This is a genomic window from Rathayibacter sp. AY2B9, assembly GCF_002931595.1.
Classification (GTDB): Bacteria; Actinomycetota; Actinomycetes; order Actinomycetales; family Microbacteriaceae; genus Rathayibacter.
Map to the genome: position 1 here is coordinate 124,311 of NZ_PSUB01000001.1, position 11,559 is coordinate 135,869.

Below are 11,559 nucleotides of genomic sequence, written 5' to 3' on the forward strand. Positions count from 1 at the left end.
ACGCTTACGACCTGACCAACGACGGCTGAAAGAAACGAGGGGACGCCCTCAGCCGGTGGGTCCGCTTCAGCTCCGACGTCCGGGTTCCCTAGTTGAAGCTCGTACTGCAAGTCCTCCTGCCCGTCGACCAGAGTAGGCGGGCGACAGGGGTGGACAGCGAATAAGGGCGGACCGTTGAGCCGATCCGATTTGACGATGTCGAGCAGTGGACGCTGGTCGATCAGGAGTTTGCGAAGCAGGGGAGCGATGCCGAGTAGCTCGTAGCGGCTGTACACAGCACTACGCCGGCTCCGCCGCTCTATGTCGGCGACCGTCTCGACGAAAAGCCACTCGGCGAGGATCATCTGAGTGCCGATGTCTCGTGCCACTTCCGACCGCCCTTCTCGACCCGCCGGGTTGTGCTAGGCCATCAGTTCAAGCGGCAAGGCGCGCTCCAGCTGTTGGGACGTGTCTGCCGTGAGCAGGACGGGGTTCGCCTGTAGGACGAGCTGGAGTCGCTCAGCAAACTGAGTCTCGGTGAGGGGAGCCGCAGAATTGCTCCTCGTCGCTACGTTCTGGACTTCCTGCAGGACCCGGAGTTGCTCCGGTGTGAATGAGCCGGCCTGAAGCAGTTTCGTGAAGGCTCCGTTCCACATCTCCTCACTCATCGTGACCTTGAGCGTCGCGAGCAGATCGACGAGTATCTGCTCTGGGCTGTCAGGCTTTGCCGTGGACAGCGTCTCCCCGCCATCATGAGACTTGGTGCCCTTCGCGCTGCGGAGCGCACGTAGCTGCTTCCATTTCTCCCGGAGGAGAGGCAGGGCGAGCGTGTTCCACCAGCGCTTCACGTGAGGAGACGCAGCCCGCGCGACCAATATTACGATCGTGGCGACGAGCCGAGCGAGGGCTTCACGCTCCTCCGGTGTCAGCTCGTCGGAGGAGCGGTACGGAGGCGGCTCGTGGCCCGCGTTGTCCGGATCATCGACCCGCTGCCACGCAGCGTGCCCCTTGAGCTCGTTGGTCTCGTCATCGAACAGATGCCCGACGACGGCACCGTCGACGAGTCGTGACGTCCCTAAGTGCATGCCTTCGGGGATGATCGGTACGTACGCCATGCCTGAGAGTAACGCCCGCCTAGCGTAGAGCGCTTGCTCCCTGGCCCCGGAGGACTGCCCGCGGCGGTCATCCAAGCATTGCCGATGGTGGCCGGGGAGGGTAGCCGGCCAGTCAGTTGTGCTTCGGCTCTTCGTGTCATGTCCGAGGCGCACGGGGAGCCGCTAGCGTGATCGGAGTCGCTCCGGGTGCGACGGTCGAGGAGGACTGTAGATGAGCCAGGAACTTGTACGACCCCCTGCCGGGGGCCGCGTCGACACGACCACAGATCTCGAACGATTCGAGCAACTGATCCTCGATCAGCTCGCCGCTGCTGGTTTGCCGAACGACGCCGTGTTTGTCTCCGTCAACGAACGGCGGAGAATGCTTGGCAACGTGGGTGATGCCATCGAAAGGCTTTCATCCGATCAGCGCTCGGGATCGCGTTACATAAGCAAGATGGTGGCCGCGGCCGCGGCCGGCCTCTTCGACGCCGCGCTCAACTATCTGTGGGACGAGACCGTAGGGGAGCTTCGTCGGCGGGTGGCGGGGTTCGACCTCACGTACTTCTTCGATATCGCAGTTAAGAACAGTGATTTGCGGAAGCATCTCAAGACCGCTGAGGACCTGACGCGCATTGATGACGCGAGTCTCCTGCAGGCTGCCCGTGAAATTGGGCTGCTTACGGAAATTGGATACCAGCGTCTAGACAATATTCGCTACATGCGCAATCATGCGAGCGCCGCTCACCCGAATCAGGTTGAGCTCACCGGACTAGATCTTGCAAACTGGCTTGAGACTTGCGTAATTCAAGTCATCACGACGCCGCCAGATACTATAACTGCAGATACAAAAAAGCTACTCTCGAATATCCGAAAGGATTTGCTGACGCAGGGCGCTGTCGACAATGCGGCTGCCTTCTTCGGAGAGCTTCCGCAGGACCGCGCGGACACCTTGGCTGACGGATTATTCGGCCTGTACGTTGCTCCGGCTCGCACACCGACGGTCGCCGATAACGTGCGAATGCTCTGGCCGGAACTGTGGCCGCACGTCAGCGACGAGCGCCGCAACGGCTATGGCATTCGGCACGGTCGCTTCGCCGCAAGTGCTGATACCGATCAAGCGACCGCTGCGCGTGAGCTTATAGATCTTGTCGATGGTGCTTCGTACCTCCCGGAGGCAACTAGGGCGGTCGAAATCGATGCAGCCCTTGACGAGCTTCGGTCCGCGCACGTCGGAATGGATAATTTCTACACTGAATCCGCGCCGGCGGGCAGACTTGCGAGTCTAGTAGGTAAGAGCGGCAAGATCCCTGAGTCTATAAGTGCTAAATATGTTCGAACTTTGGTTAAGGTCTATTTAGGTAACGGCTATGGGACTGCTTTTTCCGCCGAGCCCGACTACCGTCGACTCCTCGAAGCATTAGACGTGAGTTTGGCGCGAATCGCCCTTCGCGCCTTCACTGACGAGTCAATCTCAAACGTATTAGCGACCCGTGCTGGTTCGAGAAAATGGACCGAGCTTCTTTCGATAATCGAACCCAAGCTGACGGCCAAAGACGACCGTGCGCTGCTGGATGCGGTCCGGGGTTTCTCCGGTGACGCGGGCCGGCTCCGACTTGACACCGCGATTGCAAAGATGGCAGCTGGTATTCCCGGAAAGCGACTGGGCGGCCCAATTCGAAGTAGCGCATCGAACTAACAGAGTGAATGTTAAATTCCGTGCGCCGGTCACCGATGGAAATCGATGAGCTCCGGATCGTCTGAGGTATGAGCGGTCGGGAACCGCCCTCGGTGCAGACATCCTCGCGTCGACCGCTGCGAGGTCAAGGTTGAGGTCGATGTGCGCTGGTCTGGCGGGTGGCTGGCCGCTCGATGTCGGACGTCAGAGCTACCTTCGGTTCGACACCACGACGCCGGGCAAAGAGACGGCGTGCGGGTGGCGATAATGGGGAGGCCATGATGCGAGATTCGAGCGACTTCGTCGACGTGCTAATCAGCACGCTTTCGCAGATCAGAGGGCTTAGGTCGATCCGGCTCGCTTCAGTGGACCGCGCCCCGCGTCTTCAGCGTCGGGTGGCGACGGACCCGTCGGCGGGCTCGAGGCGTCCATTGCGCGCAGCATCCTTCTGCTGAGTTCGCGTCCGCTGTACTTGCGTATGGCGTTCTCGGCGCGGATCGGGGGCGTGCTCAGCGGCGAGCTTGGCCTTCTGCTCATCAGACAGCCGCACCTGGCGCTGACGGAGAGCCTGAACGCCGACCGGGGGAGCAGGTGCTTCTGGCTCGTCACCCCTGTTGGTTCCGGTCCTGGCGGCCACCAGTGCGCGCTCCCATCTTTCTTGACTATCTGCAGATAGGTGCACCAAAGTGTCGTCACCAAGACCCTTGCCAGGGAAAAACGCCGAGACGGCGCCGATCTCGGCCTCCAGGAAGCTGGTGAGGCTCCGAGCACCACTCTTTCGAGTGGTGCTTTTTTCGTGTGCTGCGAGCTGAACGGCGGTTGAGGCGATCGCGGCGAAGGGCTCGTTCAACTCGACGGTGACGGTCTCGTCCGCCTGAACGAGAACACGCGCGAGGAAGACCTGATTGAAGAGCCTCTTCAGGTGGTCGGGTGCCCCGCCGTAAGCGCTCGCACACTCCGCGGTCGACGCACGCCGGGCGAACGGCCCTGATAGTGGCTGGTCCTGCGTGCGGCAGCTTCGGTGCCCCGGGCCGCCGGCCCTTGCTGCCGCCCGTGTCGGGAAGCAGGGCCTGCGCTAGCGTCGCTCCATGACCACACGTGAGTTGCGCGACGAGCTCGCCGCGTTCGTCGCCGAGCGGGAGTGGGCGCAGTTCCACTCGGAGGAGAATCTGGCGAAGAGCATCGCCATCGAGGCGGGGGAACTGCTCGAATGCTTCCAGTGGGGCCACGACGCCGACCGGGATGCCGTCCGATCCGAGCTGGCGGACGTCCTCACCTACTGCCTGCTGCTCGCCGACAGGATCGGCGCCGACCCCGAGGACCTGGTGCGGTCGAAGCTCATGCGGACGCGCGAGAAGTACCCGGTGGACAGGGCACGGGGAAGCAGCGCCCGGTATGACGCCCTCTGACATCGAGCGGATCGTCTTCGACGGGCCGTCCGTCAAGGCCTGGGCGATGACGGACGACCGCCGCTCGAACTGGCCGGTCGTCTACGTCCTGGACGAGAGCAAGCGCCGCGCGAGGCGGCTCCCGCGGGTCTACGTCGGAGAGACGAGGAGCGCCGCGAGCCGGCTGCGGCAGCACCTGGGCTCGGTCGACAAGGTCGATCTCCAGACGGCGCGCGTGATCGTCGATCCGAGGTTCAACAAGTCGGTCTGCCTCGATCTCGAATCCTTCCTGATCAAGCTGCTCTTCGCGGAAGGTCGATTCGCCGTCCTCAATCGCAACGAGGGGATCGTCGACTCCGACTACTACGACCGGGCGGCCTACCAGGACCGCTTCGCCGAGATCTTCGAGCAGCTGCGCCTGGAAGGCCTGTTCACGCGGAGCATCGCTGAGATCGAGAACAGCGACCTCTTCAAACTGTCGCCCTTCAAGACGCTCACCTCCGAGCAGGCGGCGGCGGTCGTCGGAATCGTCGACGCGCTCGTCGAGGACCTCGGGAAGCAGACACAGTCCACGTCGATCGTTCAGGGGGAGCCGGGGACGGGCAAGACGATCGTCGCTGTCTACCTCCTCAAGCTCCTCGCGGACGTCCGGCTGTTCGCGGAGAGGATCGACAGAGCCGAGGAGGCTCCCGGCGAGGACCGGCTGGACGACCTCGTCGAGGGCGACTCCGTCTTCTCGGACTTCTTCTTCGCCGACACCCGCGAACTGCTGCGCGGGCTGCGCATTGGGATCGTCGTGCCGCAGCAGTCTCTGCGCTCCTCGATCAAGAAGGTCTTCGCCAAGACCACAGGGCTCGACGAGAAGATGGTGCTCACTCCCTTCCAGGTCGGTGAGGACCCGGGACGCTGGGACCTCCTCGTCGTCGACGAGTCGCACCGCCTCAATCAGCGGGCCAACCAGCCGTCGGGCTCCCTCAACAAGAAGTTCACGGACATCACCACTGCGCTATTCGGCTCCGACGATCACGCCCGGACTCAGCTCGACTGGATCCGCGCGAAGAGCGATCACCAGATCCTCCTTCTCGACGCGGCGCAGTCGGTCCGACCGGCAGACCTTCCGCGGCCCGCGATCGACGCGTTGATCCGATCCGCTCAGGAGGACGGCCGCCTGCACCGTCTGACCTCGCAGATGCGGGTGCGCGCCGGAACGGACTACGTCGGCTGGGTGCGCGCCGTCCTCGATCCGACGGCAGCAGACCTCCCCCGGCGACCGGACTTCGGGGAGTACGACCTCCGCTTCTACGACGACTTCGGAGCCCTGCGGCGCGACCTGCGGCAGCGGGAGGAGGAGAGCGGTCTGGCGCGGCTGGTCGCCGGCTACGCGTGGCGCTGGACGTCGCGGAAGGATCCGTCAGCCGCCGACATCGAGATCCAGGGAGAGCGGCTCCGCTGGAACAGCACGCAGGTCGACTGGATCGCGTCGCCCGGCTCCGCCGACGAGATGGGCTCGATCCACACCGTGCAGGGGTACGACCTGAACTACGCGGGAGTTGTCATCGGCCCGGACCTGAGGTGGGACAGCGAGAAGGGCCGGCTGAGGGTCTCCCGCTCGGATTACCACGACAAGAAGGGCAAGGAGAACAACCCGGGACGGATGGGCCGCGACTACACCGACGACGAGCTCCTGCAGTACATCGTCAACATCTACGCGGTGCTCCTAACCCGCGGGATGCTCGGCACGTACGTGTACGTCTGCGACGACGCCCTCCGGGAAAGACTCCGGACGGCCTTCGGCCCACCGCTCACGGCCTTCTGAGGGCGTCTCGCGGGCCTTCGCTCAGGCGGCGCCGCCATGATCGAGGCTGGTACTCGACGGAAGGTTCTCTGTGAGCATGTTCAAGCGCGTTCTCGGCATGGCGTCGAAGGCGCTCGATTCGAAGAGTGGCTCGGGCTCGTCCTCGAGCGGGACGACCGATTGGCGCGACCTCGTGCGCTCCGCTGCCGACAAGGTGACGGGCGACTCGCGGAGCGGGCAGGCCCAGCCGCCTCAGCAGTACGGGTCGCCGCAGCGCCCCTCCGCGCGCCCTCAGGACGCCCGGCCCGGGCAGCAGCCGGTCGTCACCAAGGAGGACCGCGCGGCGATCGCGCGCTACGACTACCTCCTCCGGACCGCCGACCCGGAGCAGCTCGAGCAGGTGCACCGCGACGCGTTCACGAAGCTGACGACGGCGCAGCGCGCACAGGTCGAGGCGCGGCTCCGCGACGAGCTGCCCGCGAACGAGCAGCCGCGGTCCTCCGCCCCCGAGGACCTGGCGCGCGCGGCGACGCGCGGCGAGGCGAACGATCCGGGGTTCCTCAAGAAGATGTTCTCGAAGCCGGGCACCCGCGGTGCCCTCGCGGGTGCTGGCGTCGGAGCGGCGGCGGGCATCGGGCTCGGCGCGGCGGGCGGACTGCTCGCGGCGGTCGCGGGCGGCGCCGTGATCAGCAGCGTCGCCGGTCCGCTGCTCGCGCAGGCGTCCGGCCTCGGCGTGGACTTCGAGAACCTCGCTGGCGGGTTCGGCGACCTGGGCGACTTCGGCGACATCACGGGCGGCGCGGGAGAGTTCGTCTCCGGTGCGGGTGAGCACGTGTCCGGGCTGGGGGAGCAGGTGTCGGAGTTCGGCTCCGACTTCCAGCTGTCGGGGCTCGGCGACCTCGGGAACCTCTTCGACCGCTAGACGGACGGGACCGGAGCGCGCCTGCGGAGGAGCGGCGACGCGATCGCGAGTGCCGCGCCGACGACGAGCAGCACGGCCCCCACGATCGCGACGGCGGTCGTCGACCAGTCGGGGAGGTCGACCACCGTCGTGCCGTCGAGCAGCGTCCATTCGCAGGCCGCGCCCAGCGGCCACCACGACCAGAAGCCGCGGACCAGGTCGCCAGCCTCGGGCGGGACGCCGCCCAGGCTGACGCTGCACACGTAGTCGAAGCCCTGACGGTCGATGTTCGCGAACTGCAGAGGCACGAGCGCGAGGGCCGCGAGTCCGGCGACGGCGAGGACGAGGCCGGCGAGCAGGGCGAGACGCGCGGCGGTCAGGCGTTTCCTCGCCGGCGTCGAGGCGGGGGCGGGCGGCGTCTCGGTCATCGTCCGATGGTGGCACGCGTTCGTGGGGAGCAGGCGTGTGCCCGGGATCGGCGCCGAACAGCGCGGAGGCACGGGGCGGATGCGTCGGAGCCGCTCCTCGACCGCAGGCGCCACGGACGTCGGCCGGCACAGCGGCGACGGGGAGCCCTCGGCGTCGTACCCTCGACTGCATGGGGTTCGTCTTCTCGCTGGTGATCATCGTCCTGACCGTGCTCGCGCTGGTCGACGTCGTACGGCAGCCGGACAACGTCATCAAGAACCTGCCCAAGATCGTGTGGATCCTGCTGATCTTCTTCCTCCCGCTCATCGGCGTCTCGCTGTGGTTCCTGCTCGGGCACGACTGGAAGCGCGGCGACGGCGGATCCTTCGTGCCGGGCGGCCGAGTGCCCCGCCGCCGGAAGCAGGCGCCGCCGACGATGGTGGTGCGGCCCGCTCCGAAGAGCACCGAGGAGCAGCTCGCCGACCTCGAGCGCGAGGAGGCGCACTACGCGCGGCTCGCCGAGGAGCAGCGTCGCCGCCGCGAGGGTGAGCGGCCGCTCGACGCGTGAGCGGCCGCTTCGGAGGCGGCTACTTCGAGAAGTTCGACGCCGCCCACTGGATCGAGGCGATCTTCGCCTGACCCGCGACGCTCGGGTGGAAGTAGTCGGTGGTCCCGATCAGGCCCTTGGTGACGGGGGTCGCGGTGAGCGCTCCGCCGTCCCAGTCGCAGAGCTGACCGGCGGCGCTGCACGCCGTCTGCAGCGCGGTGTTGTACTGCGTCGTCCGCGTCTTCGCGGCAGCGGCGGAGGCGGCCGCGGCGGTGCTGCTGAGCCTGCGGCCGGTGGAGCTGACGCCGCGCGTGGTCCGGCAGAGGTCGCCGCCCGCCCAGACGAGCGCGCCGGCTCCGGTCTTCACGACCGACCACTCGGAGGCCACGTTCGGCATCGACGAGAGGACGATGCGGGCGGAGGGCCACGTGGTGCGGATCTTCGTGATCGCGGCGGAGGCTCCGGTGCGGAACGTGCTCGCCGGCGTCATCGTGTAGCCGTCGGAGGCGACGCGGTTGTCGGGAGAGCAGAGGTCGTTGCCGCCGATGAGCAGGGTGACGACGTCCGGCCGCACGCCGGCGGCGACCGCGGCGTCGATCCGCGAGGGGACCTGCGCGACGACGTCGCCGGTGGTGGCGAAGTTCGCGGTCGTGACGGTGGTGCCGGGGAGCGCGGTCCGCAGGCGCGAGGCGAAGGAGTTCACCGAGGAGCTGGTGCCGGTGGACCAGTTGTTGCGGGGGCAGTCCGCGAAGGAGCCGCAGGTCCCGTAGGCCTGGGTGATGGAGTCGCCGAGGCTCAGCACCGAGAGGGTGGCGGGAGTGGCGGCGGCGGCGGCCTGCGCCGGGAGCAGCGCGGCGGCGAGGGCGAGCGCGGCTCCGACGGCGAGGGCGCGGACGCGGCGGCTCGGGGTCGGCGGGCGGGAGAGGGAGAGGCTCATGGGGGACCGTTCTCGAGGGGGAGGACGGTGGGGGAGCCGTCGGTGCTGACGCTAGGGGAGCGGCGCCCCGGATGACCCCGAACGGGTGACCCCAGAACGGGCCGGATGTGCGCGACGGCAGCGGATCCGGTCGTCCGGCGGGCGGAACCGTCTGGAAGGCGAGCGTCCTCTCAGCCGCCCGCCACCGGCACGATCCGCAGCCGGCTCATCGCCCAGACCAGCGCCCCCGACGCGAGGAACGCGACCGCGATCCCGACGACGAACACCGACACCTGCCCGTACCCGGTCGCGGGATCCAGGAACGGATAGGGCACCCAGCCGTCCGTCGCTCCGCGGATCAGCACCACGACGAGCCAGACGATCGGGTAGACCACGACCAGCCAGAGCCTGCGCCACGGCAGCGGAGGGCGATCCGCGAGCAGCAGCCAGTCGAGCAGTCCGTAGACGGGGAACAGCACGTGCATGACGGTGTTGGCCCACGGCAGCGCCACTCCGCCCGCCACATCGGTGAGGAGGGTGTTGTACACGAGGCCGACGACGATGATGTACCCGGTGAAGGCACCCCGCACCAGTAGGAGCCCGCCGGGCGCGGGACGGCGGCGGAGCGCGAGCACGGCGGTGGCTCCGAGCACGACGGCCAGCACGATGTTGCTCTGGATGGTGAAGAAGCCGAAGAAGTTGAACGGGTTCAGCGGCGTCCGAGAGGCGGTGTCGACGGCCGTCGCGATCACGGCCACCAGAACGGCGGCGGCCACGAGGAGGCGGAGGAGCGCGACCGGCACGCGGGCCGACTCCGCCCGGGAGGAGGGAGCGGGCGGCGTCATCGCTCGAGCGTAGCGCCGGAGCGCCTACCCTGTCCCCGTGCTCACGATCGGTGTCGACCTCGCTGCGGAGCCGGTGCGCACCGCTCTCGCCGCCCTCGAGTTCTCCGGCGGCCGGGCCGTCGTCCGCTCGCTCGCCCTCGGCGCCGAGGACGCGACGATCGTCGATGCGTCACGGGACGCGGCGGTCATCGGGATCGACTGCGCGTTCGGCTGGCCGGTGGAGTTCGCGGCGTTCGTCTCCGCGCACACGCGACGGGAGGTCTCGCCGCGGACGCTCGCGGGACGCGACTGGCGCCGCCGCCTCGCGTACCGCGAGACGGACCGGGTGGCGCGCGAGGTCACCGGCCGCTGGCCGCTCAGCGTCTCGACCGACCGGCTCGGGATGACCGCGATGCGCTGCGCGGAGCTGCTCGACGCCTTCGCCGCGAGCGGGGAGGACGTCGACCGCTCCGGGCGCGGACGGCTCGTCGAGGCGTACCCGGCGGCGGCGCTGCGGCTCTGGGGAGTGGACACCACGGGGTACAAGACGCGACCGGAGGCCGTGGCGCTCGCCGCGGAGTCGCTGCGACGGGCCGCACCCTGGCTCGATGTGCCGGCGCCCGCGCTCGCGCTGATGAGCCGCTCCGACGACGCGTTCGACGCCGTCGTCGCCGCTCTCAACGCCCGCGCCCACGCCCTGGGCGCGACCATGCCCGTGCCTCCCGAACTCCAGGAGGCGGCGGAGGCCGAGGGGTGGATCGCGGTCCCGACCGGATCGCTCGCGGAGCTCGCGGGCTGATCCGGCCGTCTCGACGGGTGTGCGCTCAGGCCGGGATCTTCGCCCCCAGCAGGCCGGCGGCGACCTCGGCGGCCCGCTCGGCCTCCTCGACGGTCGAGAAGGGTCCGGTGGGGACGAGGGAGGGCGCGGTGGTCAGTCGGGCGTCGATCTCGAGTCGGAACCGGGGCAGCTCCGCCCCGGGGACGACGACGATCCTGACTCCGTTCCGGCTCCATCGCGCGGGTTGGATAGAAGAAATCTGTGTCATGGTGCTCTCCGCTTTCGCGATCATCCGCACGGGTGGCTGACGCCTCGACCGTGCACGCTTCACGCTACGTCCGGTGCCCGTCTCTCCGAACGGGCTTGACCTCTCAGGCTCGTCGGGCGTAGCGGGTCACTGCAGTCGGTCGAGGGTGTCGCTGATCCGCCGCAGGCACTCGATGAGGACCGACACCTGCGCGGCGTCCAGGTCGGCGAGCACCTCGCCCTCAGCGGCGACGAGATTCCGCATAGCCTCGTCGACCCGCTTCATGCCCCGCGGGGTGAGCGAGACGATCTTGCTGCGCGAGTCGGCGGCGTTCTGCTCGCGGACCACGAGCCCGCGAGCCCCGAGGCGGTCGACGCGGCTGGCGAGGTTGCCGCTGGACAACGCGAGGTGCGTGGCCAGGGCCGAGGGCGTCATCCCGCCCTCCCCGCGCTGCCGCAGCAGCGAGAGGAGCTCGAACTCCCACGGGGCGAGATCGCTGACGGCGAAGGACTGCCGCCGCACCTCCTGCACGCGCGGGCTGAGCCGGCGGAGGCGGGAGACGACGTCCAGAGGCGCGAAATCGAGGTCGGGCAGGGCCCCGGCCCACGCGTCGATCACCAGATCGACATCGTCGTCTTCGCGCATGCCCCGATTATCCCCGGACGGCGCGGGCGCCGACGACGGGTGGTCCGGGGAGGCCGGCGGGCCTAGCCTGTGCGGACGACGGGCGGACCGGTCAGGCGCGGGCGGCCCGGACGTAGGCGACGATCGCGTTGGCGTGGCCGTGGCCCAGGCCGTGCTCGGTCTTCAGCCAGGTGACGACCTGCATGTGCGGCTCGGAGCGCAGCCGCTCGTCGACGAGATCGAGCCAGTCCTGGACGGGACGGCCGTAGGTCTTCTCGATGCTCGGGAAGTACGAGGCCGGTCCCTTCGGCTTCGCGCCGTCGGCGGGCGGTTCGGGAGCGAGCACGCGGTCGGTCATGCGGTCACGATAGCGAGCCGCG

Annotated in this window: 14 protein-coding genes; 6 read left to right on the plus strand and 8 right to left on the minus strand. The window is 68.2% G+C overall.

The features are described 5' to 3' along the window. Positions 1-401: 401 nt before the first annotated feature. The gene (locus C5C25_RS16225) at positions 402-1,169 is read right to left on the minus strand and encodes a hypothetical protein (RefSeq protein ID WP_146079402.1); all 768 of its coding nucleotides are present in this window, start codon (positions 1,167-1,169) and stop codon (positions 402-404) included. Positions 1,170-1,305: 136 nt separating this feature from the next. Between C5C25_RS16225 and C5C25_RS00675 the strand changes: the two genes are divergently transcribed. Beyond that, positions 1,306-2,772 (plus strand): hypothetical protein, encoded by a 1,467-nt coding sequence (locus C5C25_RS00675; protein WP_181133603.1) that lies wholly within the window; start codon positions 1,306-1,308, stop codon positions 2,770-2,772. Positions 2,773-3,136: 364 nt separating this feature from the next. Here C5C25_RS00675 and C5C25_RS16230 read toward each other — a convergent pair whose 3' ends face one another. Next, positions 3,137-3,601, minus strand: coding sequence for a hypothetical protein (locus tag C5C25_RS16230; protein WP_146079403.1), 465 nt, complete (start codon positions 3,599-3,601; stop codon positions 3,137-3,139). Positions 3,602-3,839: 238 nt separating this feature from the next. On the opposite strand from C5C25_RS16230, the gene C5C25_RS00685 reads away from it, so the two are divergent. The 3 genes from C5C25_RS00685 (at position 3,840) to C5C25_RS00695 (ending at position 6,856) form a co-directional block, all read left to right on the plus strand. Next, entirely contained in the window at positions 3,840-4,160 is a 321-nt protein-coding gene (locus tag C5C25_RS00685) for a nucleotide pyrophosphohydrolase (RefSeq protein ID WP_104246730.1), read from the plus strand. Next, the gene (locus tag C5C25_RS00690; protein WP_104249438.1) at positions 4,147-5,955 is read left to right on the plus strand and encodes a DUF2075 domain-containing protein; all 1,809 of its coding nucleotides are present in this window, start codon (positions 4,147-4,149) and stop codon (positions 5,953-5,955) included. Before C5C25_RS00685 ends, C5C25_RS00690 begins: the two co-directional genes overlap by 14 nt. 76 nt (positions 5,956-6,031) lie before the next feature. After that, on the plus strand, positions 6,032-6,856 hold the full coding sequence (locus C5C25_RS00695; RefSeq protein WP_258069307.1) for a hypothetical protein: 825 nt from the start codon (positions 6,032-6,034) through the stop codon (positions 6,854-6,856). Here the strand turns inward: C5C25_RS00695 and C5C25_RS00700 are convergent. Next, a complete protein-coding gene (locus tag C5C25_RS00700; RefSeq protein ID WP_104249440.1) occupies positions 6,853-7,263 on the minus strand; it encodes a hypothetical protein in 411 nt (136 codons plus the stop codon). The genes C5C25_RS00695 and C5C25_RS00700 overlap by 4 nt on opposite strands. Before the next feature lie 170 nt (positions 7,264-7,433). Here C5C25_RS00700 and C5C25_RS00705 point away from each other — a divergent pair, with 170 nt between their 5' ends. Beyond that, on the plus strand, positions 7,434-7,811 hold the full coding sequence (locus C5C25_RS00705; RefSeq protein WP_104249441.1) for a PLD nuclease N-terminal domain-containing protein: 378 nt from the start codon (positions 7,434-7,436) through the stop codon (positions 7,809-7,811). Between the two features lie 19 nt (positions 7,812-7,830). Here C5C25_RS00705 and C5C25_RS00710 read toward each other — a convergent pair whose 3' ends face one another. Both C5C25_RS00710 and C5C25_RS00715 read right to left on the minus strand, forming a co-directional pair. Continuing rightward, positions 7,831-8,727, minus strand: coding sequence for a GDSL-type esterase/lipase family protein (locus tag C5C25_RS00710; RefSeq protein ID WP_104249442.1), 897 nt, complete (start codon positions 8,725-8,727; stop codon positions 7,831-7,833). A 170-nt stretch (positions 8,728-8,897) separates the two neighbouring features. Then, a complete protein-coding gene (locus C5C25_RS00715; protein WP_104249443.1) occupies positions 8,898-9,551 on the minus strand; it encodes a Pr6Pr family membrane protein in 654 nt (217 codons plus the stop codon). Positions 9,552-9,588: 37 nt separating this feature from the next. On the opposite strand from C5C25_RS00715, the gene C5C25_RS00720 reads away from it, so the two are divergent. Then, positions 9,589-10,329: a DUF429 domain-containing protein gene (locus tag C5C25_RS00720; protein WP_104249444.1), complete on the plus strand. Its 741-nt coding sequence runs from the start codon at positions 9,589-9,591 to the stop codon at positions 10,327-10,329. A 25-nt stretch (positions 10,330-10,354) separates the two neighbouring features. Here C5C25_RS00720 and C5C25_RS00725 read toward each other — a convergent pair whose 3' ends face one another. The 3 genes from C5C25_RS00725 to C5C25_RS00735 all read right to left on the minus strand — a co-directional run bounded on the left by C5C25_RS00725 (position 10,355) and on the right by C5C25_RS00735 (position 11,537). Next, positions 10,355-10,576, minus strand: coding sequence for a hypothetical protein (locus C5C25_RS00725; protein WP_146076606.1), 222 nt, complete (start codon positions 10,574-10,576; stop codon positions 10,355-10,357). A gap of 126 nt (positions 10,577-10,702) precedes the next feature. Continuing rightward, positions 10,703-11,200: a MarR family winged helix-turn-helix transcriptional regulator gene (locus C5C25_RS00730; protein ID WP_104249445.1), complete on the minus strand. Its 498-nt coding sequence runs from the start codon at positions 11,198-11,200 to the stop codon at positions 10,703-10,705. A gap of 91 nt (positions 11,201-11,291) precedes the next feature. Then, the gene (locus tag C5C25_RS00735) at positions 11,292-11,537 is read right to left on the minus strand and encodes a DUF4287 domain-containing protein (protein ID WP_104249446.1); all 246 of its coding nucleotides are present in this window, start codon (positions 11,535-11,537) and stop codon (positions 11,292-11,294) included. Positions 11,538-11,559 lie beyond the last annotated feature (22 nt).

What these genes read in the sequence shown, in the direction of transcription:
- C5C25_RS00715 (WP_104249443.1), bottom strand. Translation starts at nt 9,551, where the DNA reads ATGACGCCGCCCGCTCCCTCCTCCCGGGCGGAGTCGGCCCGCGTGCCG.
- C5C25_RS00730 (WP_104249445.1), bottom strand. Translation starts at nt 11,200, where the DNA reads ATGCGCGAAGACGACGATGTCGATCTGGTGATCGACGCGTGGGCCGGG.
- C5C25_RS00700 (WP_104249440.1), bottom strand. Translation starts at nt 7,263, where the DNA reads ATGACCGAGACGCCGCCCGCCCCCGCCTCGACGCCGGCGAGGAAACGC.
- C5C25_RS00735 (WP_104249446.1), bottom strand. Translation starts at nt 11,537, where the DNA reads ATGACCGACCGCGTGCTCGCTCCCGAACCGCCCGCCGACGGCGCGAAG.
- C5C25_RS00690 (WP_104249438.1), top strand. Translation starts at nt 4,147, where the DNA reads ATGACGCCCTCTGACATCGAGCGGATCGTCTTCGACGGGCCGTCCGTC.
- C5C25_RS00710 (WP_104249442.1), bottom strand. Translation starts at nt 8,727, where the DNA reads ATGAGCCTCTCCCTCTCCCGCCCGCCGACCCCGAGCCGCCGCGTCCGC.
- C5C25_RS00675 (WP_181133603.1), top strand. Translation starts at nt 1,306, where the DNA reads ATGAGCCAGGAACTTGTACGACCCCCTGCCGGGGGCCGCGTCGACACG.
- C5C25_RS00695 (WP_258069307.1), top strand. Translation starts at nt 6,032, where the DNA reads ATGTTCAAGCGCGTTCTCGGCATGGCGTCGAAGGCGCTCGATTCGAAG.
- C5C25_RS00705 (WP_104249441.1), top strand. Translation starts at nt 7,434, where the DNA reads ATGGGGTTCGTCTTCTCGCTGGTGATCATCGTCCTGACCGTGCTCGCG.
- C5C25_RS00685 (WP_104246730.1), top strand. Translation starts at nt 3,840, where the DNA reads ATGACCACACGTGAGTTGCGCGACGAGCTCGCCGCGTTCGTCGCCGAG.
- C5C25_RS00725 (WP_146076606.1), bottom strand. Translation starts at nt 10,576, where the DNA reads ATGACACAGATTTCTTCTATCCAACCCGCGCGATGGAGCCGGAACGGA.